The sequence below is a fragment of the Pseudomonas sp. PDM02 genome (assembly GCF_014852285.1).
GTDB lineage: Bacteria > Pseudomonadota > Gammaproteobacteria > Pseudomonadales > Pseudomonadaceae > Aquipseudomonas > Aquipseudomonas migulae.
In genome coordinates, this window is sequence record NZ_JACVBL010000014.1 from 93,793 (window position 1) to 120,365 (window position 26,573).

General features: G+C 61.2%; 24 protein-coding genes. 11 read left to right on the forward strand and 13 right to left on the reverse strand.

Translation table 11 applies throughout. The features are described 5' to 3' along the window. Positions 1–149: 149 nt before the first annotated feature. Positions 150–683, forward strand: a complete 534-nt coding sequence (locus IB245_RS23200) for a chalcone isomerase family protein (RefSeq protein WP_192228764.1) — start codon at positions 150–152, stop codon at positions 681–683. Between the two features lie 227 nt (positions 684–910). Continuing rightward, entirely contained in the window at positions 911–2,230 is a 1,320-nt protein-coding gene (locus IB245_RS23205; protein ID WP_192228765.1) for an Nramp family divalent metal transporter, read from the forward strand. Between the two features lie 91 nt (positions 2,231–2,321). On the opposite strand, the gene IB245_RS23210 is transcribed toward IB245_RS23205, so the two are convergent. Then, a complete protein-coding gene (locus IB245_RS23210; RefSeq protein ID WP_192228766.1) occupies positions 2,322–3,215 on the reverse strand; it encodes a LysR family transcriptional regulator in 894 nt (297 codons plus the stop codon). Positions 3,216–3,327: 112 nt separating this feature from the next. Here IB245_RS23210 and IB245_RS23215 point away from each other — a divergent pair, with 112 nt between their 5' ends. Then, the gene (locus IB245_RS23215; RefSeq protein WP_192228767.1) at positions 3,328–3,930 is read left to right on the forward strand and encodes an NADPH-dependent F420 reductase; all 603 of its coding nucleotides are present in this window, start codon (positions 3,328–3,330) and stop codon (positions 3,928–3,930) included. Positions 3,931–4,028: 98 nt separating this feature from the next. Here IB245_RS23215 and IB245_RS23220 read toward each other — a convergent pair whose 3' ends face one another. The 3 genes from IB245_RS23220 to IB245_RS23230 are packed head-to-tail and all read right to left on the reverse strand — an operon-like array spanning position 4,029 to position 6,622. Continuing rightward, positions 4,029–5,210: an acetyl-CoA C-acetyltransferase gene (locus tag IB245_RS23220; RefSeq protein WP_192228768.1), complete on the reverse strand. Its 1,182-nt coding sequence runs from the start codon at positions 5,208–5,210 to the stop codon at positions 4,029–4,031. Between the two features lie 11 nt (positions 5,211–5,221). Beyond that, positions 5,222–5,887: a CoA transferase subunit B gene (locus IB245_RS23225; RefSeq protein WP_008026717.1), complete on the reverse strand. Its 666-nt coding sequence runs from the start codon at positions 5,885–5,887 to the stop codon at positions 5,222–5,224. A gap of 36 nt (positions 5,888–5,923) precedes the next feature. Continuing rightward, the gene (locus tag IB245_RS23230) at positions 5,924–6,622 is read right to left on the reverse strand and encodes a CoA transferase subunit A (protein ID WP_008026716.1); all 699 of its coding nucleotides are present in this window, start codon (positions 6,620–6,622) and stop codon (positions 5,924–5,926) included. Positions 6,623–6,850: 228 nt separating this feature from the next. On the opposite strand from IB245_RS23230, the gene IB245_RS23235 reads away from it, so the two are divergent. Next, positions 6,851–7,750, forward strand: coding sequence for a LysR family transcriptional regulator (locus tag IB245_RS23235; RefSeq protein WP_192228769.1), 900 nt, complete (start codon positions 6,851–6,853; stop codon positions 7,748–7,750). 12 nt (positions 7,751–7,762) lie between these two features. On the opposite strand, the gene IB245_RS23240 is transcribed toward IB245_RS23235, so the two are convergent. The 3 genes from IB245_RS23240 to IB245_RS23250 form a co-directional block, all read right to left on the reverse strand. Further along, positions 7,763–9,478 (reverse strand): amidase, encoded by a 1,716-nt coding sequence (locus IB245_RS23240; RefSeq protein WP_192228770.1) that lies wholly within the window; start codon positions 9,476–9,478, stop codon positions 7,763–7,765. A 134-nt stretch (positions 9,479–9,612) separates the two neighbouring features. Beyond that, on the reverse strand, positions 9,613–10,131 hold the full coding sequence (gene mug / locus IB245_RS23245) for a G/U mismatch-specific DNA glycosylase (protein WP_192228843.1): 519 nt from the start codon (positions 10,129–10,131) through the stop codon (positions 9,613–9,615). A gap of 8 nt (positions 10,132–10,139) precedes the next feature. Next, complete coding sequence (locus tag IB245_RS23250; protein WP_192228771.1) at positions 10,140–10,763, reverse strand: TetR/AcrR family transcriptional regulator; 624 nt, start codon at positions 10,761–10,763, stop codon at positions 10,140–10,142. A gap of 226 nt (positions 10,764–10,989) precedes the next feature. On the opposite strand from IB245_RS23250, the gene IB245_RS23255 reads away from it, so the two are divergent. From IB245_RS23255 to IB245_RS23275, 5 genes are all read left to right on the forward strand, one after another. After that, a complete protein-coding gene (locus tag IB245_RS23255) occupies positions 10,990–12,126 on the forward strand; it encodes an HlyD family secretion protein (protein ID WP_192228772.1) in 1,137 nt (378 codons plus the stop codon). After that, complete coding sequence (locus IB245_RS23260) at positions 12,126–13,619, forward strand: DHA2 family efflux MFS transporter permease subunit (protein ID WP_192228773.1); 1,494 nt, start codon at positions 12,126–12,128, stop codon at positions 13,617–13,619. The genes IB245_RS23255 and IB245_RS23260 overlap by 1 nt, the downstream gene beginning before the upstream one ends. Positions 13,620–13,638: 19 nt before the next feature. Next, positions 13,639–15,117 carry an efflux transporter outer membrane subunit gene (locus IB245_RS23265; protein ID WP_192228774.1) on the forward strand — a complete coding sequence of 493 codons (1,479 nt, stop codon included), beginning with the start codon at positions 13,639–13,641 and terminating at the stop codon, positions 15,115–15,117. 31 nt (positions 15,118–15,148) lie between these two features. Beyond that, positions 15,149–16,099: an aldo/keto reductase gene (locus IB245_RS23270; RefSeq protein WP_192228775.1), complete on the forward strand. Its 951-nt coding sequence runs from the start codon at positions 15,149–15,151 to the stop codon at positions 16,097–16,099. A 66-nt stretch (positions 16,100–16,165) separates the two neighbouring features. Then, positions 16,166–17,104, forward strand: a complete 939-nt coding sequence (locus IB245_RS23275; protein ID WP_192228776.1) for a LysR family transcriptional regulator — start codon at positions 16,166–16,168, stop codon at positions 17,102–17,104. A 48-nt stretch (positions 17,105–17,152) separates the two neighbouring features. Here the strand turns inward: IB245_RS23275 and IB245_RS23280 are convergent, their stop codons facing one another. Beyond that, on the reverse strand, positions 17,153–17,425 hold the full coding sequence (locus IB245_RS23280; protein ID WP_192228777.1) for a DUF2790 domain-containing protein: 273 nt from the start codon (positions 17,423–17,425) through the stop codon (positions 17,153–17,155). Between the two features lie 295 nt (positions 17,426–17,720). On the opposite strand from IB245_RS23280, the gene solA reads away from it, so the two are divergent. Both solA and IB245_RS23290 read left to right on the forward strand, forming a co-directional pair. Then, positions 17,721–18,881 carry an N-methyl-L-tryptophan oxidase gene (solA, locus tag IB245_RS23285; protein ID WP_192228778.1) on the forward strand — a complete coding sequence of 387 codons (1,161 nt, stop codon included), beginning with the start codon at positions 17,721–17,723 and terminating at the stop codon, positions 18,879–18,881. 944 nt (positions 18,882–19,825) lie between these two features. After that, positions 19,826–20,161, forward strand: a complete 336-nt coding sequence (locus IB245_RS23290) for a hypothetical protein (protein ID WP_008033343.1) — start codon at positions 19,826–19,828, stop codon at positions 20,159–20,161. A 51-nt stretch (positions 20,162–20,212) separates the two neighbouring features. On the opposite strand, the gene IB245_RS23295 is transcribed toward IB245_RS23290, so the two are convergent. The 5 genes from IB245_RS23295 to IB245_RS23315 form a co-directional block, all read right to left on the reverse strand. After that, positions 20,213–20,632, reverse strand: a complete 420-nt coding sequence (locus tag IB245_RS23295; protein WP_008033339.1) for an organic hydroperoxide resistance protein — start codon at positions 20,630–20,632, stop codon at positions 20,213–20,215. 219 nt (positions 20,633–20,851) lie between these two features. Further along, on the reverse strand, positions 20,852–22,408 hold the full coding sequence (locus IB245_RS23300; protein ID WP_192228779.1) for an amino acid permease: 1,557 nt from the start codon (positions 22,406–22,408) through the stop codon (positions 20,852–20,854). A gap of 108 nt (positions 22,409–22,516) precedes the next feature. Then, a complete protein-coding gene (locus tag IB245_RS23305; protein WP_192228780.1) occupies positions 22,517–23,677 on the reverse strand; it encodes an iron-containing alcohol dehydrogenase in 1,161 nt (386 codons plus the stop codon). 3 nt (positions 23,678–23,680) lie between these two features. Beyond that, the gene (locus IB245_RS23310) at positions 23,681–25,072 is read right to left on the reverse strand and encodes an aldehyde dehydrogenase family protein (RefSeq protein ID WP_192228781.1); all 1,392 of its coding nucleotides are present in this window, start codon (positions 25,070–25,072) and stop codon (positions 23,681–23,683) included. A gap of 7 nt (positions 25,073–25,079) precedes the next feature. After that, complete coding sequence (locus IB245_RS23315) at positions 25,080–26,453, reverse strand: glutamine synthetase family protein (protein WP_008040447.1); 1,374 nt, start codon at positions 26,451–26,453, stop codon at positions 25,080–25,082. Positions 26,454–26,573 lie beyond the last annotated feature (120 nt).

The window sequence follows — 26,573 nt, forward strand, 5'->3', positions numbered from 1 at the left end:
CTCCGACCTGAGTGAAGCGGCAACGTTAGCATTGCGACAAGTAGATTGCTCTAAGGATTGGCTGTTTTTGTATACAAAGTTGAAAGCTTGTACAGCAACACTTTATGCGTATAAGTAACAGAACCCATACGCGTTGAATCGAGCCGATCATGACCCGACCACGATCACCTCTGCGTCATACCCTGTGGCTGTTGGTATTGCTGGGCAACCACGCGTTGGCCAATTGGCAGGAGTCTTTACCCGGTGCTCAAATCATTGGCACCGGTGAGTTCCGGATGTTCGGTTTCGATATCTACAACGCTCGTCTGTGGAGTGCCGCGCAGCCATTTGCGAGCGACCAGCCGTTCGCCCTGGAGCTGATTTATCAGCGCAGGATTTCCCGGGACGATCTGGTCCAGGCCAGCGTCGAAGAAATCAAACGACTGTCGGGCGCATCGGTGAGTGCCGGGCAACTCGCGGCATGGCAGGCGCAGATGCAGCAGGCGTTTGTCGATGTGCAGGCCGGGACCCGACTCATCGGGGTTTACTTGCCGGGGCAGGGCGCGCGCTTTTTTGTCGGCCCGCAGTTGCAGTACGAGGTGACGGACCCGGTGTTCGCCCGGGCGTTTTTTGATATCTGGCTCGACCCGCGCACGAGCAATCCCGGGTTGCGGGAACAGTTGCTGGGCATTGCCAAGCCCTGAACATCACCCGCCGTTGCTTTTGCCTTTGTAGGAGCAGCCGGTCGACGCTCGATTGCTCGCGATGGCAGCACCTCGGTGGTCCAGACGTTCCGCGTCATCGTTTATCGCGAGCAAGCTTGCTCCTACAAAAGCAAAGGCCGCAGCGGCGATCTTTGCGTTTTGTCGGTACACCGAAAAGCGCGAAACGTCTAAGCTGCGCCCTCCCGCCTGTTTTCTGGAATGTTTGCGTGAAATTCAGTTTGCCCAAAGTCGCCACTGCGCCGTTTTGTCCGCCGGAAGTGGCGGGCAGCGTTGCCGTTGACCCTCGCGCGTCATTTTTCAAGCGTGCCCTGCGTTTCGCCGGCCCGGGCTTGCTGGTGTCCATCGGCTACATGGACCCGGGCAACTGGGCCACCGCCATCGAGGCCGGTTCGCGGTTTGGTTACAGCCTGTTGTTTGTGGTGTTGCTTGCCAGTCTGGCGGGGATGGTGGTGCAGTGTTTGTGCTCGCGCCTGGGCATTGCCACCGGGCGCGATCTGGCGCAGTTGTCCCGCGAGCGCTACAGCACGCGGACCGCTCGGACCCAATGGGTGCTGGCGGAGATCTCGATCATCGCCACCGACCTCGCCGAAGTGCTCGGCTGTGCGCTGGCGTTCCATCTGCTGTTGGGCTGTTCGCTGAGCGTCGGCATCGCCCTCACAGCGTTCGATACGCTGCTGGTGCTGGCCCTGCAGAACCGTGGCTTCCGCCGACTGGAAGCGATCATGCTGGTGCTGGTGAGCACCATCGGTGTGTGTTTCTTCGTTGAATTGTTGTTGATCAAGCCTTACTGGCCGGACGTCGCACGGGGTTTCACGCCGTCACTGTCGGCCATCGGCGATGCGGCGCCGCTGTACCTGGCCATCGGGATTCTCGGGGCCACGGTCATGCCGCATAACTTGTACCTGCACACCTCGATCGTACAGACCCGGATGATCGGCAAGGACCTGGCCAGCAAACAGGACGCGGTGAAACTGGCGCGCATCGACACCATCGGTTCCCTGGCGCTGGCGCTGCTGGTGAACGCGGCGATCCTGATCCTCGCGGCCGCGGCCTTCCACAAGACCGGACACACCGATGTGGTGGACATTCAGGACGCCTATCACTTGCTCGACCCGCTGGTGGGCGGCGCGTTGGCCAGCGTGCTGTTCGGCGTCGCGTTGCTGGCGTCCGGTCAGAGTTCGACGTTCACCGGCACCATCGCCGGGCAAGTGATCATGGAGGGTTACCTCAACCTGCGGATTCCCTGCTGGCAACGGCGCTTGATTACCCGGGGGCTGGCGTTGATCCCGGCGTTTATCGGTGTGTGGCTGATGGGGGATAACGCGATTGGCAAGCTGCTGGTGTTGAGTCAGGTGGTGCTGAGTTTGCAGTTGCCGTTTGCGTTGTATCCGTTGATTCGCATGACCAACGATCACAAGTTGATGGGGCCGTTTGTGAATCGATTGCCGACGCGGGTGTTGGCGTGGGGGTTGTTTGCGGTGATCAGTGGGGCGAATAGTTGGTTGATTCTGCAGTTTTTTGGGTGATTTTTCGGCCGCCATCGCCAGCAAGCCGGCTCCTACAGGTTCACCATGTCCTTGTAGGAGCCGGCTTGCTGGCGATGAACGATGACGCGGTCTACTGCTGAAACGCCTCAACCACAAAATCGATAAACACCCGGGTCTTGGCCGGCATCAGCGTCCGGCTCGGGTAATACAACGAGATCGGCCCCGCATCGGCGTGCCAGTCCGGCAGCAGGCGCACCAGTTCCCCGCGCTCGATGTTCGCTGCCACATCCGGCAATACCAGCAGCGTCACCCCCAGGCCCAGAAGCGCGGCCTCACGCATGGCGGCAGGATCGTTGAGCACGATGTTTTCGTTCAGACCGGCGCTCTCTTCATGGCCCGCTCGATCGTGCATCACCCACTGACGAATCCGCCCGGTGCGAATGCCGCGCATCACAATGCCGGTGTGTCCGATCAGGTCGGCCGGCGTACGCGGCAGCGTGCGTCCTGCCAGGTAGGCCGGTGAGGCCACCGCGACGATATCCGCCGCCGCCAATGTCCGTGAGATGACCCCTGGCGTGAGTTCGAAGCCGCCGCCGATGGCCGCGTCATAGCCTTCAGCAATCAAATCCACCTGGCGATTTTCGAAGTGCCATTCCGGGCGAATCAGCGGATAACGCGCCAGGAACTGCGGCAACAACGGCAGCACATGACCGATGCCAAACGTCGGCGCCAGGCTGACCTTGAGCACACCGGCCGGCTCCCCGCGATCGCTGCTCACGGCACTGATCGCCGCTTGCAACGCCTCCAGGTTGCCGCCGATGCTGGCCAGAAAACCCTCACCGGCTTCAGTGAGCGACAGCTTGCGGGTCGAACGCTGGAACAACCGCACACCCATATTGCGTTCCAGCATCGCCACGTTGCGGCTGACCGCGGCGGGTGTCAGCGCCAGCAAACGTGCCGCGGCGGAAAAACTGCCCGTTTCAGCGCTGCGTACAAAAGATTCGAGGTTGGCGAGGGTTTCCATGTCTGGCACCTGCTATGAATGCTTGAAAATCATTCAAGTCATTACCCGCTAATCAAGGGCTAATGACAAGCGCAGTATTCACGCCAACGACAACCCCTTGGAGTGAATCACCATGAGTACTATCGGCATCATCGGCGCTGGCGCCATTGGTTCAGCGTTTGCCAGAGCCTTGTCCCGTCAGGGCATCGAAGTAGTCATCGCCAACAGTCGTGGACCTGAAACGCTGGCATCGCTGGTATCGGAGCTCGGCCCGACGGCACGCGCCGGCACCCGTGAAGAAGCGGCCGCCCAGCCAATCGTTCTGGTGGCGGTCAACTGGTCGAAGTTGCCGACAGCACTCGCTGGTCTGCCGGACTTCGGCGGGCGGATCGTGATCGACGCCAATAACTCGATTGAGGCGCCGTTGTTCAAGGCTGTGGATTTGCAGGGCCGTATGTCCAGCGAAGTGTTCGCTGAATGGGTGCCGGGGGCGAGAGTGGTGAAGGCGTTCAATCACCTGGCGGCGCGCTTGCTGGAGAGTGATCCGGCGGCGGAGGGCGGTCGGCGGGTGCTGTTTGTGTCGGGCGATGATGCCGAGGCGAAAGCTCAGGTGGTTGCGTTGACCGAACGCTTGGGCTTCTTCGGGATTGATCTTGGGGAGTTGAGTGTCGGCGCGCGGTTGGCGCAGTTTCCGGGTGGGCCGTTGCCAGTGTTGAACCTCGTGAAGTTCGCCTGAAACACGGTTCGCCGGAACCCGGTGCGACGTTTGTCACACCGGGGTTGTTGCCGGATGGCGCGGATCTTCGTGGGTCCCCGCGCCGTCCGTTGAACGCGTTAAGCCCGTTCGATCGCCAGTGCCACGCCCTGACCACCACCGATGCACAGGGTGGCGAGGCCTTTCTTGGCGTCGCGCTTGATCATTTCATGCAGCAAAGTCACCAGCACACGGCAGCCCGACGCACCGATCGGGTGACCGAGGGCGATGGCGCCGCCGTTGACGTTGACCTTGTTCAAGTCCCATTCCAGGTCCTTGGCCACCGCCAGGGATTGCGCGGCGAAGGCTTCGTTGGCTTCGATCAGGTCCAGTTGGTCGATGGACCAGCCGGCTTTGTTCAGGCAACGGCGAGTGGCCGAGACCGGGCCGATGCCCATGATCGCCGGGTCCACGCCTGCGTTGGCGTAAGCCGCGATTTTTGCCAGCACCGGCAGGCCCAGGGCCTTGGCTTTGTCCGCGCTCATCAGGATCACGGCGGCGGCGCCGTCGTTCAGCGACGAGGCGTTACCGGCGGTCACCGAACCGTCCTTCTTGAAGGCCGGTTTCAGTTTGCCCAGGGCTTCGGCGGTGGTGCCGGCGCGTGGCTGTTCATCGGTGGCGAAGGACAGCGGATCGCCCTTGCGCTGCGGAATCAGGATCGGCGTGATCTCATCGGCAAAACGCCCGGCTTCGATGGCGGCCGTGGCTTTCTGCTGCGAGGCCGCAGCGAAGGCGTCCTGTTGCTCACGAGTCAGGCTGTACTTTTCAGCCAGGTTCTCGGCGGTGATGCCCATGTGGTAATCGTTGAACGCATCCCACAGTCCGTCGCTGATCATGGTGTCGACGATTTGCGCGTGCCCCATGCGCAGACCGGTTCGCGCACCGGGCATGACGTAGTTGGACAGGCTCATGTTTTCCTGGCCGCCGGCAATGATCACGTCGGCGTCGCCGCAGCGAATCGCCTGGGTGGCCAGGTGCAGGGCCTTGAGGCCCGAGCCGCAGACCTTGTTCAGGGTCATGGCCGGCACGGTGAACGGCAGGCCCGCCTTGATCGCGGACTGACGCGCAGGGTTTTGCCCGGCGCCGGCGGTCAACACCTGGCCCATGATCACTTCATCGACTTCCGCCGGGTTCAGGCCGGTTTGCGTCAGCAACTGACGGATCACCGCAGCACCGAGGTCTACGGCGGACACATTGGCCAGCGAGCCCTGGAAGCTGCCGATGGCAGTACGGGTGGCGGCGACAATGACGACTTCTTGCATGGAATGATTCCTCACTGGGCAGCGAACTGCATTTCCGGAACGTGGTCCGGCACGATCAGTTTACCGGCAGTCTTGGCGACGATCTCTTCGACGCTGACGCCCGGCGCACGCTCCTTGAGAATGAACGCGCCGTTTTCGATTTCAAGATACGCCAGGTCAGTCAGTACGCGCTTGATGCAACCGGCACCGGTGAGCGGCAGGCTGCATTGGGACAGCAGCTTGGACTCACCGTCCTTGGATGCGTGGGTCATGATGACGATGATGTTGTCTGCGCCGGCCACCAGGTCCATCGCGCCGCCCATGCCCTTGACCAGCTTGCCGGGGATCATCCACGAGGCGATGTTGCCTTGCACATCGACTTCAAAGGCGCCCAGCACGGTCAGGTCGACATGACCCCCGCGAATCATCGCGAAGGACTCGGCGGAGGAAAAGATCGACGCGCCGGTACGCGCGGTCACGGTTTGCTTGCCGGCATTGATCATGTCGGCATCGATGGTTTCTTCAGTAGGAAAAGGACCCATGCCGAGCAGGCCGTTTTCCGACTGCAGCATGACTTCCATGCCTTCGGGAATGTAGTTGGCGACGAGGGTCGGAATGCCGATGCCCAGGTTCACATAGAAGCCGTCCTGCATTTCGCGGGCGACGCGTTGAGCCATTTGTTCGCGGGAAAGTGCCATTGTTGTTATTCCTTCATTCGGTCCGGGGGCAGGGGATCACTTACGCACGGTGCGCTGTTCGATGCGCTTCTCGAACGTGCCGCAAATGACCCGGTCGACGTAGATGCCAGGGGTGTGGATCTGCGCCGGGTCCAGCTCGCCGGGTTCGACGATTTCTTCGACTTCGACCACGGTGATCTTGCCGGCGGTGGCGGCCAGCGGGTTGAAGTTCTGGGCGGTGTGGCGGTAGATGACGTTGCCGAAATGGTCGGCTTTCCAGCCTTTGACGATGGCGAAGTCACCGGTGATGGATTCTTCCATCAGGTACTTGCGACCGTGGAACTCGCGCACTTCCTTGCCTTCGGCGACCGGGGTGCCGACGCCAGTAGCCGTGAAGAATGCCGGGATGCCGGCGCCGCCTGCGCGCATTTTTTCGGCGAGGGTGCCTTGAGGCGTCAGGACGACTTCGATTTCGCCTTTCAACAGTTGGTCTTCGAACAGCTTGTTTTCGCCAACGTAGGAGGCCACTACTTTTTTGATCTGCCGGTCTTCCAGCAACACGCCAAGACCGAAACCGTCGACGCCGCAGTTGTTGGAAACCACGGTCAGGTCACGGGTGCCTTTGCGCTTGATCTCGGCGATCAGGTTTTCCGGAATGCCGCACAGGCCGAAGCCGCCAGCGATTACGGTCATGCCGTCTTCAAGACCTGCCAGAGCTTCCTCGTAGGAACTCACGCGCTTGTCGAAACCTGCCATATGCACCTCTTTTATTCTTTGTGGGCGGCTGGCTAGCCGTATGGGATGGAGTGTCGCGCTGGAGGATTTATTTGTTAAGTTGATTTTTAAGGTTGATTGATAGATAAAACTCACCAATAAATCCTGTAGGAGCATGGCTTGCCCGCGATGACGATCTCCAGGACGCCATCGCGGGCAAGCCATGCTCCTACAGAAAGCACCTGCGCTCATTACTGGAGCAGTTAGCCTATGACAGTCAAGCAGATCCGCGCCTTTCTGGCCGTGGCCCAGAGTCTGAGCTTTGCCGTCGCCTGCGAACGATTGCACCTGTCGCAATCGGCGCTGAGCCTGACCATCAAGGCGCTGGAGGAGGGCCTGGGCGGGCGGCTGTTTACCCGCAACACGCGTAACGTGGCGCTGACGCCCGAGGGTGAATCCCTTGTGCCGTTGGCCCGCCGATTGATCGCGGACTGGGACAATGTCGAGGACGAATTGCGCCAGCGTTTTACTCTGCAGCGCGGGCGCGTGACGCTGGCGGCGATGCCGTCGTTTGCCGGCAACCTGCTGCCGCCGATCCTCAAGACGTTTCGCGCACGCTATCCCAAGGTCAACGTCACGGTGAATGACGTGATCAACGAGCAGGTGCTGGAAATGGTGCGCGATCGGCAGGTCGAGTTGGGCGTAGCGTTTGAACCGACGCAAAGTTCGTCGCTGCAATTCACGCCGTTGTACCGGGACCGGTTTGTGGCGGTGGTGCCGTTCGATTCACCTTTTTCAGAACGCGAAGACATTGATTGGCAGACGTTGCTTGAAGAGCCTTTCATTACCTTGCAGCGACCGTCGACGGTGCGGGTGATGCTGGAGGAGCACCTGCAAGCGCGGGGGATGAAGTTGCCGGTGGAGTTTGAAAGCCATCAGTTGGCGACAGTCGGGAGAATGGTCGCCAGCGGCCTGGGGGTGAGCGCGGTGCCGGCGTTGTGTGCCGGGCAGATGCGCGAGTTGGGCGCGCGGTGCATTACCCTGCGTGACCCGGTGGTGGAACGGGCGATCGGGGTGTTGACCAAGCCTGGGGTGGAGTTGTCGACGGCGGCGCAGGCGTTGTTCGATATTCTCAAGGAAGAAAACTTCGACCAACGCCTTGCCCTGTGAAACCGCTCGGTTCTACTTTTTAGCGGCCGACAACGGTGGGGTTCGAGGCGGGATCAGGCGCTTGGTTCCCGTCGACTCGAATGCCGAGGCGAAGCGCAGCAGCGTCGAATCGTCGTAGGCGCGGCCGGCAAACGTCAGGCCGACGGGCATGCCGATGTCCGGCATCACGCCCATCGGCACGGTGACCGTTGGCACACCCAAATGCCGGATGGCGAGGTTGCCGTTGGCCACCCAGATGCCGTTGCTCCAGGCGATGTCCGCAGAGGCCGGGTCGACATCGGCATTCGCCGGCGCAACGTCGGCCACTGTCGGGAACAGCACCGCATCGAGCCCCAGCCGATCCATCCAGTCTTCCAGGTCGATTCGACGGGTTTTTTCCAGCCCGCGCAAGCCATCAGGCACAGTGGATATCTGATCCCACGGCGTGATGCCACGCTCGGCCATCCGCACGTATTCGTCCATGCCGGCGACCAGGTCGCCCTCGCGGTTGGGCAGGGTTCCCGGGTCGTGCGGGAAAATCAGCGGCCCGTCGACATCGACCAGACGGTTCAATTTCGGGTCGCCGTTGGCCTGCAGGAAATCGTCGAATGCCCAGGCCGTCAGGTCCCACAACTCATGATGCAGGAACTCTTTCGACACCAGGCCTCGGGTAAACACCGTCGGCGCACCCGGACGATCACCCTCGCAATTGGAGACCAGCGGGAAGTCGACTTCAATCACTTCGGCACCCGCAGCTTCAAGTGCCTTGCGGGCCTCTTCCCAGAGCCCGATCACCGATGGACGCGTGTTGATGCGCTGCCCCGTCGGCCCACCGATGCCCGGTGCGTCGCTCGTGCCCGCGTCGGGATCGGCGTTGATGTACATGCGCGGAACGCCGAGGCGTTTGCCGGCGAGTGCATCGGTGTTCGCCGCAAGTTCGGCATAGGACGCCGGGCGCACCGAGGCGACGCTCGGAATCGGCACCCAGGGTTGCAGCCGCCACAGATCGCCACGGGTGTCGGGATCTTCCGCCACCACCACGTCGAGCACTTCAAGCAGGTCGGCCATGGTTCTGGCGAAGGGCACGACGACGTCCATGGTCGGCGTCAGCGGCCAGTTGCCGCGCACCGAGATCACCCCGCGCGACGGCGTGTAGGCGCACAAACCGTTGTTCGAGGCCGGACCGCGACCGCTCGACCAGGTTTCTTCCGCGAGACCGAAGGCCGCGAAACTGGCGGCGGTCGCCGTCCCGGCGCCATTCGACGAACCCGAGGCGAAAGGGGCGGTGAGGTAGTCAGCGTTGTACGGGCTTTCGGCACGGCCGTAGACCCCGCGCTGCATGCCGCCGTTCGCCATCGGCGGCATGTTGGTTTTGCCCAGGCAGATCGCACCCGTGGCGCGAAGCCGTTCGATGGTGAACGCATCGCGATAGGCAATCAGGTGGGCGAAAGCGGGGCTGCCAGAGGCGGCGGTCAGCCCTTTGACCAGATAACTGTCTTTGGCGGTATAGGGAATGCCATCGAGCGGCCCCAGCGTTTGACCTTTGGCCCGACGGGCATCGGACGCCCGCGCTTCATTGAGCGCCTCGGGATTGCGCACCACCACGGCGTTGAGCGCGGTGGCGGTGTCCGGGCCATCGTAGGCATCGATCCGGGCCAGGTAAGCCTGCACCAGTTCGACGGCGGTGGTCTGCCCGGATTCGAGCGCCGCGCGCAGTTCGGCAATGGACACTTCAGTGACTTCGATCATGCGCTTACCACCGGCTGCTGAGGGGTGACGGGTTGAATGTTTCCATCACGCGGGAGCGTTGGCTCAGGGGCATCACTTTTCTCAAAATGGGTTCTCATATCCGTTCTCGTTGCACTGCATTACGCGACAGCGTGCTATTTAACACCAAGTTGGGCCAGATAGAGTTGTCGATACGCGTCAACCAGTTGATCCAGGGTGAAAGCGCGATTGCGGCCACTGGGGTTGGGCAAGACCCAGACCGAGGCGTTACCGAACGTTTGCGACTGAAGCCCCCAGGTCACGTTGCGCTGGCCGGACAACGCGCCATAGGCGGCCTTGCCGAGAAAAGCCACACAACGTGGCGCATAGTGCGCGATCTTCTGTTCGAACTGCGCAGCGGCGGCGATGAATTCATCCACCGACAACTGATCCGCGCGCGCCGTTGGCCGCTCAACCACGGCCGTTAAACCACAGTGATACTGCACGATTGTCCGGTCATCTTCCGGGCGAACTTCCTGCGGCGTAAAACCGGCCAGATGAAGGGTGCGCCAGAAGCGATTGCTGCGGCCCGCAAAATGGTGCCCTTGGGCGGCGGCCATCATGCCGGGGTTAATGCCGCAAAAAACCACCGCCAGATGCTTGGCCAGCCTGTCTTCGAGTCTGTTGCCCGTCATGACGTCGCTCAACCGCAGATCACATTGACCGCATTGCGTGCCAGCCCGGTCAGTTCCGCCCGGGATTTGCCCGCCCGCGCACGGATGGAAATGCTGTGCAGCAGGGAGGAGGCGAGCACGGCGAGGGCCGCAGCATCGACATCGTCCTTGAGCTCTCCTTTATCAATGGCCACGCGCAGACGCGCTTCGAGGTCGGCATCCAGTCGGCTGAGTCGATCCGACAGTGCATCGCGAATTTCCGGATCTTCGACCGCTTCGGTGGTCGCCGTGCCAATCGCAAAGCAACCACGGGGTTGGCCGTCACCCGAGAAGTAGATCGATAACTGCCCCTCGTAAAACTGCATCAATGCCTGGCGCAACGTCAGCTCTTCGCTCGTCAGCGCCTCGTGCATGGCGGCGGCGGCGAACTCCCAATACTGCTCAAGCGCTTTGATATAGAGCGCGTGCTTGTCACCGAATGCGGCGTACAGGCTCGGCCGGTTCATCCCGGCTGCGCTGGCGATGCTGTCCAGAGACGCACCGGAATAGCCGGTGTTCCAAAACACACCGAGCGCTTGTTGCAAGGCGGTCTGCGGGTCATAGGCGCGAGGACGGCCGCGTCCTTTGCCCTCGGTAGTTTTATTTTGTGCCATGTCGTACAAAATCCTTGAGTCTGGGGGTGGCGTGGCTATATTCTTACACCATCGCACAAAATTAAGGAACCAGAAATTCCTTGCTTGCGGGTTTGTTGTAGCGGAGCTCGATCGGGGTATTGCGGCTACGAAACAGGTGCGGCGGAGCGATCCTCCCGACCGCACACGGTAAGGCGCTGTTCCAGTGGGTGTTAGCCCGATTTCCCGGTTTAAGGTGTATTCGATCATGACTAAACAGTTCGATCTCTCAGCGACACAGACCCTCGGGCATCCCGGTCAGAACCCGGCTGACGCGCCCGTGAAAAAACCGTTCAAAGCGAAAATGCGGCCCCTGCTGATGGTCGGTGTGCCGCTGCTTTTCGCCGCGTTTGGCTACGCACGCTATCAGGCGGGCGAGCCCTTTGTTTCGACCGACAACGCCTACGCCCGGGTGGCCAAGGCCTCGATCAACGCACGTGTTTCCGGACAGGTCGTCGAGATTGCGGTCCAGGACAATCAGCCTGTGCGCAAAGGCCAGGTGCTGTTCCGCATCAACCCGGAGCCGTTTCAGATCGCGGTCAACCGTGCAGAAGCACAGTTGAGCGTCGCGCGGCTGCGCATCGATGGGCTCAAGGCCAGTTACCGGCAGCAGCAGGCCGAGTTGCAGTCCGCCAGAGAGTCGGCGGATTTCGACCAGAAAGAGTTCGCCCGCAAGAAAGCGCTGGTCGCCTCCGAGTTTGTCTCGCGGGCCGTTTACGAGCGGGCGGACACCGACCTGAAAGTGGCACGGCAGCGCATTGCGTCGATCGAACAACAGATCGCCAGCACCGTCGTCGCGCTCAGCGGCAACCCGAACATCGACGCGGACAGTCACCCGACGGTGCGCGAGGCCAGGGCTCAACTGGACGAGGCGCAGCTCTACCTCGGGTATGCGACGGTGTACGCGCCGGACGATGGCATTGTCGCCAAGGTTGACGACTTGCAGGTGGGCAACTTCGTCAGCAACGGCGCGCCGGCCTTTGCGCTGCTGTCCGCTCGCGAGATCTGGGTCGAGGCCAACTTCCGCGAGACGCAGGTCACCCATATGCGCCCCGGGCAGGCCGCGACCATCAGCATCGATACCTATCCCGATCACGTATTCAAGGCCCACGTCACCAGCATGAGCCCGGGGGCCGGCTCGGACTTCGCCCTGCTGCCGCCAGAAAACGCGACCGGCAACTGGGTCAAAGTGGTGCAGCGCGTTCCGGTACGCCTTGAACTCGATGAGGCAGATCCTGCCCTGGCGCTGTTCTCGGGCACCAGCGCCACGGTCAAGGTTGATACTGGCTATCGCACGCCGTGGTGGCATCCGCTCAAAGCATTGTTGACTGCGGGTGGCGCCTGATGAACAGCCAACAGAGTGGAATCCCGGCGGGAGAGGGCGCGCATGCGCTGCGGTTCGCGGCGCTGCTGGCGACGTACATGCAGTCGGCGAACCTGCCTGTTCCGAACGCGGTGCTCAGGTTGATTCAGGGCAGCCTGTCGATGACCGACGACCAGGCGGGCTGGATCTTCACCTCGTACCTTGCCGCGAGCGCCATCACCCTGCCGGTCGCGCAATGGCTCGCCGGGCGTTATGGCTTGAAGCGTGTTTATCTGACCGCGCTGGCCTTTTTTGCCCTTGGCTTGCTGCTTGCGACGCTGGCCACGACGCCGCTGGAATTCGTCGGCGCGCGGATCATCCAGGGGCTCGCGAGTGGCGTGCTTGCACCGCTGTCGATGGCGATTTCGATGGAGACCCTGCCCCTCGAGAAGCGTGCGAAGTTTGGCGCGACGTGGACCGCCATCGTGCTGTTCGGCATCGTCAGCGGGCCGAGCATCGGTGGCTGGGTCGGCGAACACTTCGACTGGCGGCCGATCTTCTACATCAGCCTGCCGTTGTCGGCCTACATCTTCCTGGTGATGGCGCTTTTGCTGAAGGAGAAGAAGGCCGAACAGCGGCCGTCATTCGACTTCTTTGGCTTTGGCACTTTCACGCTGGGTTTGATCAGCCTGCAAATGCTGCTTGACCGTGGTGAACGCCTGGACTGGTTTGCCTCGACCGAGATCTGCCTCGAAGCGCTGGGCAGTGCACTGGGGTTCTATCTGTTCGCGGTGCATGTGCTGACGGCGAAGGTACATTTTCTCAACAAGCGTTTGTTCGACGACCGCAATTTTGTGCTGTCGACGGTCATCTTTTTCGCCGTGGGTTTCGTGCTGTTGTCGACCATGGCGCTGACCTCGCCGATGCTCGACGAAATTCTCGGCTACCCGCCGGACACCACGGGGTTCCTGACGATCCCGCGTGGCGTCGGACTGGTCGGCGCGTTCCTGCTGATGGGGCGTGTTCCCGAGCGCTTCGACCGCCGCGGGTTCGTGGCGGCAGGCGTCGCCCTGGTGGTCTATGCCAACTGGCTGATGCTCAGCTATTCGCCGTTGATGGACGAGTGGCCGGTGGCAGTGGCCGGTGCGGTTCAGGGCATTGGCATCGGCGTGTTGATGCCGTCGCTGACCAAGGTTGCGTTCAGCACGCTCGACCCCGCGTTGCGCCCCGAAGGCACCGGTTTGTTCAACCTGTCACGGGTGTACGGCAGCACCTTGGGCGTTGCGATTGTGCAGTTGTTTTTCTTCAACAACACGCAAGCGATGCACACGGCGCTGGTCAGCAACCTGACGCCTTATCGCGCCGCTGCGCTTTCCGTGCCGACGTCCCTGCAAGCCCTGGAAGGGCTCAACGAAATGATCACGGGCCAGGCGGCTTTTATCGCGCTGATCGGTCAATTCAAGATTTTGCTGGTGGTGATGCTGGTGGTGAGTCCACTGGTGGTCTTCCTTCGCAAGCCGGCTGCGGCCAACTAGTTTTCGTGGAGTGTGCCAAATGAAATCCCATGCGCTCGCAATCAACAGACAGACGTTCAAAACCACGTTCGGCGCGGCGGCAGTGCTGGTGTTCCTGACCGCCTGTACCGTCGGCCCCGACTACCAGATGCCTGCGCCGAGCCAGTCGCAGCACTACGATCAACAGGCCGAACAGCGTCTTGGTCAGCGTGGCAACAAGCAAATTGATCTGGGCCAAAAGGTCCGCGGTGACTGGTGGACGGCGTTCCGTTCGCAGAAGCTCGACACGGTGGTACGTCGGGCCATTGCGGGCAACCTTGAACTGGTGGCGGCGGATGCAACCATTCGCCAGGCGGCGTCCTCGGTAACGGCGGCGGAAGGTGCGTTGTACCCGCAAGTCGATTTTGGCGCCCAGGCGGGCCGTCAACGGGTTCATAACGCCAAAGAGCCGGCCGTCTCCAACTTCTATGCGATCGGGCCACGGGTCGGTTTTGACCTGGACGCGTTCGGCGGCAACAAGCGCTTGGTGGAGCAACAGGAAGCGTTTGCCGATCTGCAAAAACATCGCTACGAAGCGGCGTACCTGACCCTGACCGGGAATGTCGCCAGTCAGGCGTTGCTGGTGGCGTCGGCGAATGCGCAGATGCAAGCCGTCGAAAAACTGCTGGCCAACGACGCGAAAAACCTCGACCTCGTGCGCATGGCCCACGCCAATGGCAGCACCACGCAGATCGATGTTTCGCTGGCCGAGACCCGGCTTGCTCAGGACCGCACGTTGTTGCCGCCTCTGGCTCAGCAGCGCGACTCGGCTCGCCACGCACTCTCGATTCTGACGGGCAAAGGCCCGGGCGACTGGATCGCGCCGGACTTCGACCTGGCCGAGTTTGTATTGCCGGCCAACGTGCCTGTCAGCTTGCCTTCTGAAATGGCCCACGACCGGCCGGATGTGCGCCAGGCAGAAGCAGAACTGCACATGGCCAGCGCTGCCGTCGGCGTCGCGACCGCGAACCTCTATCCCCATGTCACGTTGTCCGCGTCGCTGGCACAGGCCGCTTCGGGCAATGGCGGCGCCGCACTCTGGGGCTTTGCGGCAGGGCTGGCGGGGCCGATCTTTGATGGCGGAACGCTCAAGGCTGAACGTCAGGCGGCCATCGACGGCTACAACGCGACACTCGCCGGTTACCAGCAAACCGTGATCAGTTCGTTCGGCCAGGTCGCCGACACGCTGCAAGCCATCAACCATGACGCCGAGGAAAACCTCGCCCAGGAAGACGCATTGCGCGCGGCCGAAACCAGTTTGCGCTTGAACCAGCAAGCCTACGCGCAAGGCGAGAACAGCATTCTCCAGGTGCTGGAAGCGGAGCGCGCGTATCAGCAGGCGTTGCTGGGCCGAATCCGGATCAAGACGGCGCAATACCTCGACACGGTGCGCCTGTACGTCGCGCTCGGCGGTAATTCCGTCGGCGCCTTCGAGCAACGGGTGGCCACACGTGAAGCACAGAACCCTGCGTATCAATAGCGGCTGCGGCCCCGACAATTGGAGTAAAGAGATGCCTTACGAAGCCTTTCACGATGCACTTCGCGATCAGCGTTTTGCGCTCAACCATGGCGCGGGTGAAATGCCGGCGGTTGGGTTCGGCACGCTGTTTCGAGATATTGCGGTCACCACGCAAGCGGTCAAGGAGGCCCTGCACGCGGGCTTTCGTCATTTCGATTGTGCAGAACGTTATCGAAATGAAGAACAGGTCGGCATTGCCCTTCAAGAGGTGATGGCGAGCGGATCAATCCGCCGCGAAGACCTGTTCATCACCACCAAGCTGTGGAACACCAACCATCGCCCCGAGCGGGTTCAACCGGCGTTCGAGGCCAGTTGCCGACGGCTGCAAGTGGACTATATCGACTGCTACCTGATCCATACGCCGTTTGCCTTTCAACCCGGTGAAAACCAGGACCCGAGGGACGAGCAAGGCAACGTCATCTACGATTCAGGGGTCACGTTGATCGAGACATGGAGGGCACTTGAGCGCCTGGTGGATGAGGGGCGGTGCAAGTCCATCGGCTTGTCGGACATCACGTTGCCGGCGTTGCAGGCGATTGTCGCCGAGGCGCGGATCAAACCCGCCGTCGTGCAGATCGAGTCCCATCCATATTTGCCGGAATGGGAACTGCTTGAGTTTTGTCAGCAACATGGAATTATCGTCCTGGCGTTTGCACCACTCGGCCATGGCATGGAGCCCAACGTGCTGGAGGATTCGGTGATTACCGGGATCGCCCGGCGCGTGCAGAAGACCCCGGCGCAAGTGGCACTGGCCTGGTCGGTGCAGCGGGGCGTGGCGTTTCTGACCACGTCGGCGACACCGAGCCACATCCGGGAAAACTTCGATCTGTCTACGCTGCCACACCGGGCGATGCTTGAAATCAAGGAAGAGATCACCACTCGGGTACGGTTCAACTCGGTGGTGGAAACCGGTGTTCCCGGGTTTATTGCGCGCAAGAAGTAATCCGATTCGAGAGGGGCGGCTTTCTGTAAGGCCGCCCTTTTTTATCCAGACCCTTGAGGCCTAGCGATGGACATTTTCCAGACCATGCGTTTTTTCGTGGCTGTCGCCCAAACCGGCAGTTTTACGGCGGCGGCGCAGATGCTGGACACCACCACGACCAACGTTTCCAAAGCGGTGACCAGTCTGGAAGCCCGGCTTCAAACACGTCTGATCAACCGGACCACTCGACGCCTGGCATTGACCGAAGCCGGTGTGCGCTACTTGCAGCGCTGCGAGAAAATTCTTGAAGAGGTGCGTGAAGCCGATGAGGAAGCAGGAACCGCTCACATCACGCCGGTGGGCCGGCTGAAGATTCACGCGATGTCGGCCATCGGCAACCATTACGTGATCGATGCGATTGCCAAGTACCGAGAGACTCACCCCTCGGTGATGTTTGATCTGACCCTGACCAATCGGCTGCCCGATTTGCTGGAGGAGGGGTATGACATGTCGATCGTGTTAGCGCGGGACTTGCCCGATTCCGGGTTTGTCGCTCAAAGGCTGGGCATCACTTACAGCATCCTCTGCGCTTCGCCGGCGTACTTGAAGAAACGCGGACACCCTGATTCTCCAGGGTCGCTTGGCGCACATGATTGTCTGCGGATTGTGAATACGGTCATGCCGGTTGAAAACTGGGCATTCGAGGGGCCGGACGGCGTGGAGACGGTGAACGTTCCGGTCTCTCCCTTTCACGTGAACACCGCCGATGCGATGACGGTCGCGATAAAGAATGGAATGGGGATCGGTATTCAACCTATTGCGTCTGCCGTGGACGGACTGAGAGCGGGCACGTTAGTGCGGGTGTTGCCGGATTATCATTTCGAGGAATTCAACTTGTTTGCCATCTACCCGTCACGAAAGTTCGTGGATGCGAAGATCAAGACATGGGTGGAGTTTCTGAAAGACTACATTCCGGGTCTGTTGGCCTCCGATGAGGACATTGTCGGTTCGCCAGCAAAACCCTGACAGATGCGGCATGCATGGAGTGTCGACCCTCCATCGTCCGCACGCGACTCAACCGTTCGAGCAGCCTGTGCCCATGACTTGATATTGCAGGATATGCCGTTGACCGTGAGAGTCTTCATACGTCATTTGGGCCGGCACCGGTGCGCATTCGTTTGCAATGTCCGACACCGTAATGATCTTCTGAATATCGAGCTTCATTCCGTAGGTGTAACTTTCAACGGGTAGCTGGCCGGCTTCTGCATTGGCGTGACTTTCGTCTGCAAAGGCCTGTGCGGTTAAACTTCCAAGAGCAAGGAACAGCGCTGCTTTTAAAACGTTCATGGTATTCACCTTGGCATCGACTATTTCGGGGTTGTTGCCTGGCGAGCAAGTTGCTGACAACTTCAATGGCTCGCTGGGTAGAGTCGATGCTAGGTGTTTATGGCTTGGCCATATATTGGTCGACCGGACAAACACTGTTGTCGGATTTCACATGAATCCTGAATCCTGAATCCTGAATCGGCAGGCTCAGGCCGGCTGATTTCTCCCCGACACTTCGCTTGATAGTGCCCTGTTTTCGCTCTTGAGTTTTCAGCGGCTTTCAGACTCAAATGGTCCTTTTCGGGACGGTGACGATATGGAACATCGGTGTGAAGTAGCAGTGCTCGGACTCGGCGCGATGGGCGCCGCGACGGTGTATCAACTGGCGAAATCCGGGGTCAGGGTCATCGGCGTTGACCGCCACCATCCTCCCCACACGCAGGGCTCCAGCCATGGGGACACGCGCATCACTCGGCTCTCGGTCGGCGAAGGTGCGGCGTACGTGCCCATTGTCCGCAACTCGCATCGGATCTGGCGTGAACTCGAAGCACTGTCCGGCGAGTCGCTGTTCGAGCAGTGCGGCGTGCTGGTGTTGAGCTCCAGCCCCGGCTATGACGCCAACGATGCCAACGACTTCACGAACCGCACCCTTCAACTGGCGAACACTTACGGCATCGAGCATGACGTGTTGTCCGCCAAACAGATTCGCCAGCGATTCCCGCAATTTTCCCAGGTGCTGGACACTGCCGTCGGCTACTTCGAACCGAGTGGCGGTTACGTCCGGCCGGAACGCTGCATCGCGGTGCAATTGCAGCTCGCCGAGGAACACGGCGCCACGTTGTTCAAGGGCGAAACCGTCACGCACATCCGCTCGGACGAGCAGGGCGTCACCCTCACCACCGACCAGCGCACGATCCGCGCCGACAAAGTCGTGGTCAGTGCCGGCATGTGGTCCCGGGATTTGTTGGGACAGCCGTTTGACCGCTTGTTGCGGGTGTGTCGGCAGAAACTGTTCTGGTTTGAACAGGAGGAGCACGCGCGGTTCGCCGAGGTGTCACCGACGTTCATTTTCAGCCACGGCCCGGCGCAGTCCTTTTACGGCTTCCCGCCGTTACCGGGCGAGGGCAGCGTGAAAGTCGCGACGGAGCAATACATTGAAGAATCCTCGCCAGACACGCTGGACCGCACCGTCAGCGCCGCTGAAGAAAACGACATGTTCGAACGTCAGGTGCGCGGCCGGATCGCGGGCGTGACTTCGCGTGTGGCCAAGTCGGCGGTGTGCGCGTACACCGTCACGCCGGATTCGCACTTCATCATCGACGAGCATCCGTCACTGAAAAACACCCTGGTGGTGTCAGCCTGTTCGGGACATGGTTTCAAGCATTCCGCAGCGTTGGGCGAGGCGGTTGCGCAGTGGTGCGTGCGTGGCAGCAGTGACCTGGACCTGTCGGCGTTTTCGTTGAAGCGGTTTGCCTGACTTGCCGATCCCGGCCACCCCGCGATCCGTAGGAGCCAGGCTTGCCGGCGAAGGCGTCCGTGAAATCGCCATCGCCAGCAAGCCGGCTCCTACAGGTTTTGTGTGAGTCCCCAATCCCCGCCACCCCGCCACCCCGCGATCCGTAGGAGCCAGGCTTGCCGGCGAAGACGTCCGTGAAATCGCCATCGCCAGCAAGCCGGCTCCTACAGGTTTTGGGTGAGCCCCCAATCCCCGCCACCCCGCGATCCGTAGGAGCCAGGCTTGCCGGCGAAGGCGTCCGTGAAATCGCCATCGCCAGCAAGCCGGCTCCTACAGGTTTTGTGTGAGCCCCCAATCCCCGCCACCCCGCGATCCGTAGGAGCCGGCTTGCCGGCGAAGGCGTCCGTAAAATCGCCATCGCCGGCAAGCCTGGCTCCTACAGGTTTGGTGTGAATCCCCAATCCCGGACATCCCCGCGATCCGTAGGAGCCAGGCTTGCCGGCGAAGGCGTCCGTGAAATCGCCATCGCCGGCAAGCCGGCTCCTACAGGTTTTGTGTGAGCCCCCAATCTCGGACATCCCCCAATCCGTAGGAGCCGGCTTGCCGGCGAAGGCGTCCGTAAAATCGCCATCGCCAGCAAGCCAGGCTCCTACAGGTTTGGCGTGAAGCCCCAATCCCGGGCATCCCCGCGATTCGTAGGAGCCGGCTTGGTGTGAATCCCCAATCCCGGACATCCCCGCGATCCGTAGGAGCCAGGCTTGCCGGCGAAGGCGTCCATGAAATCGCCATCGCCGGCAAGCCGGGCTCCTACAGGTTTAGGGTGATTCCATCATCCCGGACATCCCCGCGATCGTAGGCGCAAGGCTTGCCGAGGTGGGCGAATTGATACTAATTGGCCATCATTTCCGGTAGAGTGTGCGCCGCCCGAGAGACGGATCCCGGGCGTTTACCCAAGGAGTCATTCAGTGAATCACCTCAGCAAAGTTGTTGCCGTTACCCTGTTCGGCCTGGTTCTGGCGGGTTGCACCGGCGCCCCGATGAAGACTCAGCAATACGATGCAAGCCAATACACGGTGGTTGGCCACAGTGAAGCGAGCGCCACGGGCCTGATGCTGTTCGGCGTCATCCCGATTCGCCAGAACAGCCGTTTTGTTCGCGCGCAAGACGCGGCGATCAAGGCCAAGGGCGGCGATGCACTGATCAACACCCAAGTGCAGGAAAACTGGTTCTGGGCGTGGGTCCTGAGCGGTTACACCACCAAGGTTTCCGGTGATGTGATCAAGCTGAAAAACGTTCAGTAAGCGATCGCCAGCGCAGCCTGCCGCAATGGCAGGCCACGCTTGTCGTCCCGGTCAGATCAGGTTGATCACGACATCGATGTTGCCACGGGTCGCCTTCGAATACGGGCAGGTCTGATGCGCGGCATCCACCACCGACCGTGCGACGGCAGGGTCCAGGCCGGGAAGGCTGACGTTGAGGCGCGCTTGCAGGAAAAAGGCGTTTTCGGTCTTGCCCAGGTCTATTTCGGTGTCGACAGACACGTCAGTCGGCAAGGTCACTTTCAACGCGATGGCTGCCTTGCCCATGGCACCGATGAAGCAGGCCGACCAACCAGCGCCCAGCAGTTGTTCAGGGTTGGTGCCGCTGCCGGAAGAACCTATGGCGCTAAGCTTGACGTCCAGACGGCCATCGTCGCTTCGCGACTCGCCATTGCGGCCTCCGGTTGTGTGGGTCTTGCCGGTGTAAAGCACGGTGTCGATTTGATTGATCATGGCGGTTCCTGCTGAGGTTGGTGGGCGCTTCTAAATCGCTGTTCATCGGAAAACATCTGAATTTCCGATGTGGCCCACTTTTCCACTTCCATGTAATGCGGATGTGTCCTGAACCGGCGCTTGTGTATCGCCGTGTAAGATCACCCCGCAAAAATACACACTGATACAAATCGACAGTGACTGTAGGAGCGAGCTTGCTCGCTCCTACGGGTAAAGCCTTCACGCCTGCTTGTTCAGCGCCGCCTCCGCCGCCGCAATTTCCGCCTGGCGCTTGATGATCAGGTCACCCATCGGCGGCCCCTGAAAGCGCCGCGCTTCAAAACCGAACCAGACGATGGCCGTCAGCACCAGGAAACCGATGGTGATGTACAGCGCCCAATCGTTCGGTGGCTGGATGCCGATGACGAAGATCACCACCATCGAGAGCACCGAGAGCACGGCGAACAAGGAGTAAAAAGCGTGCCCCATGTTCCACGGCCCCATGGTTGGCCACTTCGAGGTTCCGTAGGCGAACAGGCCCAGCACGATGGGAATGATGAAAGAGAAAAACAGGAAGATCACCGTGCAGGAGACCACGATGGTGTAGACCGGCGTTGCCCCGATCGAGATCACCGACGAGCCCCAGTCGAACAAGACCGCCAGGGTCGCGCCGGTCCAGATGGCTGCCACCGGGCTGCGATATTTCGGCGAGACCGAGGCCAGTGCTTTCGAGCAGGGCAGGCCACCGTCGCGGGAGAACGCGAAGATCATGCGTGACACCGAGGTCACGGTCGCCAGCCCGCAGAGAAACTGCGAGATGAAAATCGCCACGTACAGCGCGAATTTCACGTTCGGGCTCACTTGGGCGTTCATGCCCCAGAAGAACACGTTCCAGCCTTGTTTCGCCGCTTCGTCCATGTTCGGCAGCATCAGCACGAACGAACAGAGCATCACCCAACCGAACAGCAACGACCAGATCACGGACATGACCATGCCGCGCGGCACCGACATCGCGGCATTACGGGTTTCTTCTGAGGTATGCGCCGACGCGTCATAACCGGTGATGGTGTAGATCGGCAACAGCAGGCCGAGCATGAACACCCAGCTGTTCGACACCTGTGGCCAGACACCGCCGCCGGCTTCACCGGAATAGTTGCCGAAAGTCCACAACCGGGCGAACTCATAGCTGGGTGCGGAAATCAGGCAGACGATGGTCAGCGCGAGCGCCGTGGCGAAAATCAGGTAGCCCGAGAAGTCGGTGAGTTTCGCGGTCAGGCCGATGCCCAGATGGTTACACAAGGCCTGGATGCCGGTCAGGATCGCCAGGAAAATCACCCTCACGGTGGTGGTGTCTTCCATTCCCAGCGCCGGTCCGAAGGCCCCGAAAAAGAAGTAATAGGTGCCGACGTTGATCGCGCCGAGCACCGTGACCAGTCCCAGCAGATTGAACCAGGCCGTCAGCCAGCCGGTGAAGCGGTTTCCGAGAATCGAGCCCCAGTGATAGAGACCGCCTGCGGTGGGGTAAGCCGAAGAAATCTGCGCCATGGCCAGCGCGAATACCCCTGAGATCAGGCAACCGATGGGCCAGCCGATGCCAATCGCCGCACCCCCTGCGCCCGAGGTGCCTTGGGCCAGTGAGTTGATGCCGCCTGAAAGGATGCAGATGATCGAAAAGGAAATCGCGAAGTTGGAGAAAACGCCCATTCGTCGCGAGAGTTGCTGGGCGTAGCCCATGCTGTGCAGCACCTTGACGTCCTCGTCGTGCGCGTCGGTGCCGGGCTGGCTTGCTGGGTTCATGCTGTGTACCCCATCAGGTTTTGATTCAATCCACTGGCGTGTGCGCAATGGGCTGGCCTTCAACACCTTGTCGTACTGCTCCTTTTTCCAACCGATACTGCTCTGGATCTAAACGCGGCCGTGATAAGCCGCGTCGAAAATGCTGGCCACACCGATCTTGGTCAATGGCAGGGGATTGCCGCTTGCCGAGGGATCGACAATCGCCATGTCCGCGATCAGGTCGGCCTGCCGGTCATCCACGCCCAACTCAACCAGCGTGTGCGGCACGCCGATGTCTTTGCGCAGCTTGAGCACGAAGGCCAGAAAACTGTCGAAGCCGGGGGAGGGCAGGCGCAGATAAGCCGCGAGGCGGATGATGCGTTCCTCGATGGCCGGGCGATTGAACTGCAACACATACGGCATGAACGTGGCATTGGTCATGCCGTGATGGGTGTCGTACAGCGCGCCCACCGGATGCGAGAGCGCGTGCATTCCACCGAGGCCTTTCTGGAACGCGGTGGCGCCCATCGCGGCGGCGGCGAGCATGTGTGCGCGCGCTTCGAGGTCCGAAGGTGTATGGACGGCGCGCACCAGGGCGTTGGCCACCAGGCGCATGCCTTCCACCGCAATGCCGTCGGCCAGCGGGTGAAAACCGGGAGCGCAATACGCCTCCAGGCAATGGGCGAACGCATCCATGCCGGTGCCGGCGGTGACTTTTGCCGGCATGCCGACGGTAAGTGCCGGATCGCTGATGACCACGCGCGGCATCATTTTCGGGTGGAAGATGATGCGTTTGGTGTGCGTGCGCTCGTCGATGATCACCGCTGCACGGCCGACTTCGGAACCGGTTCCCGCTGTGGTCGGCACGGCAATCACCGGGGCGATGTGGCTGTCGTCGGCTCGGGTCCAGTAGTCGCCGATGTCTTCGAAATCCCACACCGGTCGGGTCTGGCCGCTCATGAACGCGATGAGCTTGCCCATGTCCAGGCCGCTGCCACCGCCGAAGGCAACCACGCCATCGTGCTGGCCGGTGCGCCAGGCTTCGAGCCCACCGGCCAGGTTGGCCTCGACCGGATTGGGCTTGAGGTCACAAAACAGCGCGACGCCAAGGCCGGCGGCGCGCAACGCATCCACCGCCGCCGTGGTGATCGCCGCACGCCCAAGACCGCTGTCGGTGACCAGCAGCGGGCGTTGGATACCCTGGCTGCGGCAAATCTCGGCCAGCTCGGCGATGCGCCCGACACCGAAGCGAATGCTGGTGGGGTAGTTCCAGTTTCCAGTCAGGTTCATGGCCTACACCTCGTGGCGCAGATGAAAGGATTTGGCGCGGGTCAGGTGCTCGTAGCCCAGGCGCGACAGGGTGACGCCGCGTCCGCTGTTCTTGACCCCGGTCCAGGCCAGCGCCGGGTCGAGGTAATCGCAGCGGTTCATGAACACGGTGCCGGTGGCGATCTCGTTGCCGAGGCGTTCGGCGGCGGCGAGATCCTCGGTCCAGATCGACGCGCTGAGTCCGAACTCACTGTCGTTCATCAAGGCGATGGCTTCTTCGTCGCCAGTCACCGGCATGATGCCGACCACAGGGCCGAAGCTTTCGTCGCGCATCACCGACATTTCATGAGTGACGTCCACCAGTACCTGCGGCGCCATATAGGCGCTGCCCGGTGCGTCGGCGGGAAACGCCTTCGGATCGATCAGCGCCTTGGCGCCCTCGGCCAGTGCGTCGGCAATCTGTCCGCGAACAAAATCTGCGGCGGCCGGCGAGACCATCGGACCCAGCGTGGTGGCTTCGTCCAGCGGGTTGCCCAACACGTACTGGCGAGTCAAATCGGCGAAGCGCTCGACGAAGGCGGGATAGATTTTCTGGTCCACATAGATGCGCTCGACCGCGCAGCAGCTTTGCCCGGAGTTGAAGAAGCTGCCGTCCACCAGGTTTTCCACGGCGTATTCGAGATTGGCGTCGGCGCGAACGTAGGCCGGGTCTTTGCCGCCGAGCTCCAGGCCCATGCCGATGAAATCTGTGATGGCTGCTTGTTGGACTTGCAGGCCAGCGTCCACCGAACCCGTGAAGCTCACCTGTTGTACATCGCCGGTGACGATGGCTACTGCGGTACTGGCATGACTGAGCAGCAGGTTCTGGAACAACCCTTCAGGCAGATTGGCCCGGCGAAAAGCTTCAGCGAAACGCTCGCCGACCAGCAGGGTTTGCGAGGCGTGTTTGAGGATGACGCTATTGCCCGCCATCAATGCCGGAATAATCGTGTTGACGGCGGTCAGGTAGGGGTAGTTCCACGGGGCGATCACGAGCACCGTACCTAGCGGCTCGCGTTTGATGTAACGCCGAAAACCCGCGACCGGTGCAGGCTCTATGGCTGCAAGCGCTTCGGGCGCAATAGCGATCATATGCCGGGCCCGCTCTTCGAAACCGCGCAGCTCGCCAGCGCCATAACGCACCGGTCGACCCATTTGCCAGGCCAGCTCCGGCACGATTTCATCTTTCATGGCGAGCATCGCGTCCACAGCGGCACTGCAAAAAGCTGCACGCTCGTTCAGTGGTCGGCGCTTCCATTGCGCCTGGGCCGTTGCAGCCGCCTCAAGCGCCTGAAGGAGCCGGGCGGTATCTATTTGTTGGCGCTCGACGTACACCCGGCCATCGACCGGAGAAATAAGCTGAATCTTCGCAGTCATGGTGTGCTCAATAGCGCTCGAAGCCGCGCTGCAGTTCCCAGTCGGTGATCCGCCGGTCGTACTCTTTCTGTTCCCACTCGGCGGTGTGCACGTAGTGATCGACCACTTCATCGCCGAACGCCTCGCGCAACATGCTCGACCCCTTGAGGGCGGAGCAGGCATCGCGCAGGGTTTTCGAGACTTCCGGCAAATGCTCATCGAGGTAGGCATCGCCCTCGAACGGCGCCGCGAGTTCGAGCTTTTCGTCGATCCCGGCCAGGCCCGCCGCGATCAGTGCGGCAAAGGCCAGATAAGGGTTGAGGTCGGCGCCGCCGATGCGGCATTCGATGCGGATGGATTTGCTGCCTTCGGCACACAAACGAAAGCCGGCGGTGCGATTGTCGCGGCTCCAGACCGCCCGCGTCGGCGCGAAGGTGCCGGCCTGGAAACGCTTGTACGAATTGATGTAGGGCGCCAGAAAGCAGGTGATGTCGTTGGCGTACTTGAGCTGCCCGGCGACCCAGGCGCGCATCAGTTTCGACATGCCGAACTCGGCTTTGGCGTCGAAGAACAACGGCTTCTTGGCGTTCTTGTCCCACAGCGAATTATGGATATGGCTGCTGGACCCGGCGGCGTCATAGCGCCACTTGGCCATGAACGTGATCGCCTTGCCTTGCAGCTGCGCGATCTCTTTGCAGGCGTGCTTGATGATGACGTGGTGGTCGGCCATGGTCATGGCATCGGCGTAACGAATGTTGATTTCTTCCTGGCCGGGGCCCCATTCGCCCTTGGAGTTTTCCACGGGAATGCCCGACGCTTGCAGATGCTTGCGAATCGCCCGCAGCACCGGTTCCTCGCGGGTGGTCTGGAGGATGTTGTAATCCTCGATGTAATGCCCGGCGGTTTTCGGTTGGTGATAGTTGCGCTGGTGGATCGCCTCGTAGCTCTCATCGAACAGGTAGAACTCAAGCTCCGAAGCGAACATGCCGGTGTAGCCCCGTTCACGCAGGCGTTCGACCTGTTTTTTCAGAATTGCCCGCGGGCTGTGGGGCAAGTCCTTGCGATGGTGATGATCGAGTACATCGCAGAGCACCAGCGCCGTGCATTCCAGCCAGGGCACACGCCGCAGCGTGGACATGTCTGGTTTGAGGACGAAGTCGCCATAGCCTTTGCTCCAACTGGCTGCGGCGTAACCCGGCACCGGTTCCATGTCGATGTCGTCGGCCAGCAGGTAATTGCAGCAGTGGGTTTCTTCGTGGCCGCTGTCGATAAAAAACTCGACCTGGAAGCGCTTGCCCACCAGGCGTCCCTGCATGTCGACCATGCAGACCAATACGGTGTCGATTTCGCCAGCGGCAGCCGCGCGCTTGAGTGCATCAAAGCTGAGGAGGGGCTCGGTCATCACGTCAATCCTGCGTGAAAGGGTTGGGCCTGTCTGAGATAGCTGTTGCAGACGCTCTCCAGAACAACCAAAACCCTGCAGAATCGAGCATCGTGAGCAATGAGCTGATCCAAGCTTAGC

Coding starts and splice junctions, on each gene's coding strand:
- IB245_RS23200 (WP_192228764.1), top strand. CDS start 150: ATGACCCGACCACGATCACCTCTGCGTCATACCCTGTGGCTGTTGGTA.
- IB245_RS23210 (WP_192228766.1), bottom strand. CDS start 3,215: ATGGAAACCCTCGCCAACCTCGAATCTTTTGTACGCAGCGCTGAAACG.
- IB245_RS23215 (WP_192228767.1), top strand. CDS start 3,328: ATGAGTACTATCGGCATCATCGGCGCTGGCGCCATTGGTTCAGCGTTT.
- IB245_RS23220 (WP_192228768.1), bottom strand. CDS start 5,210: ATGCAAGAAGTCGTCATTGTCGCCGCCACCCGTACTGCCATCGGCAGC.
- IB245_RS23225 (WP_008026717.1), bottom strand. CDS start 5,887: ATGGCACTTTCCCGCGAACAAATGGCTCAACGCGTCGCCCGCGAAATG.
- IB245_RS23230 (WP_008026716.1), bottom strand. CDS start 6,622: ATGGCAGGTTTCGACAAGCGCGTGAGTTCCTACGAGGAAGCTCTGGCA.
- IB245_RS23235 (WP_192228769.1), top strand. CDS start 6,851: ATGACAGTCAAGCAGATCCGCGCCTTTCTGGCCGTGGCCCAGAGTCTG.
- IB245_RS23240 (WP_192228770.1), bottom strand. CDS start 9,478: ATGATCGAAGTCACTGAAGTGTCCATTGCCGAACTGCGCGCGGCGCTC.
- mug (WP_192228843.1), bottom strand. CDS start 10,131: ATGACGGGCAACAGACTCGAAGACAGGCTGGCCAAGCATCTGGCGGTG.
- IB245_RS23250 (WP_192228771.1), bottom strand. CDS start 10,763: ATGGCACAAAATAAAACTACCGAGGGCAAAGGACGCGGCCGTCCTCGC.
- IB245_RS23255 (WP_192228772.1), top strand. CDS start 10,990: ATGACTAAACAGTTCGATCTCTCAGCGACACAGACCCTCGGGCATCCC.
- IB245_RS23260 (WP_192228773.1), top strand. CDS start 12,126: ATGAACAGCCAACAGAGTGGAATCCCGGCGGGAGAGGGCGCGCATGCG.
- IB245_RS23265 (WP_192228774.1), top strand. CDS start 13,639: ATGAAATCCCATGCGCTCGCAATCAACAGACAGACGTTCAAAACCACG.
- IB245_RS23270 (WP_192228775.1), top strand. CDS start 15,149: ATGCCTTACGAAGCCTTTCACGATGCACTTCGCGATCAGCGTTTTGCG.
- IB245_RS23275 (WP_192228776.1), top strand. CDS start 16,166: ATGGACATTTTCCAGACCATGCGTTTTTTCGTGGCTGTCGCCCAAACC.
- IB245_RS23280 (WP_192228777.1), bottom strand. CDS start 17,425: ATGAACGTTTTAAAAGCAGCGCTGTTCCTTGCTCTTGGAAGTTTAACC.
- solA (WP_192228778.1), top strand. CDS start 17,721: ATGGAACATCGGTGTGAAGTAGCAGTGCTCGGACTCGGCGCGATGGGC.
- IB245_RS23295 (WP_008033339.1), bottom strand. CDS start 20,632: ATGATCAATCAAATCGACACCGTGCTTTACACCGGCAAGACCCACACA.
- IB245_RS23300 (WP_192228779.1), bottom strand. CDS start 22,408: ATGAACCCAGCAAGCCAGCCCGGCACCGACGCGCACGACGAGGACGTC.
- IB245_RS23305 (WP_192228780.1), bottom strand. CDS start 23,677: ATGAACCTGACTGGAAACTGGAACTACCCCACCAGCATTCGCTTCGGT.
- IB245_RS23310 (WP_192228781.1), bottom strand. CDS start 25,072: ATGACTGCGAAGATTCAGCTTATTTCTCCGGTCGATGGCCGGGTGTAC.
- IB245_RS23315 (WP_008040447.1), bottom strand. CDS start 26,453: ATGACCGAGCCCCTCCTCAGCTTTGATGCACTCAAGCGCGCGGCTGCC.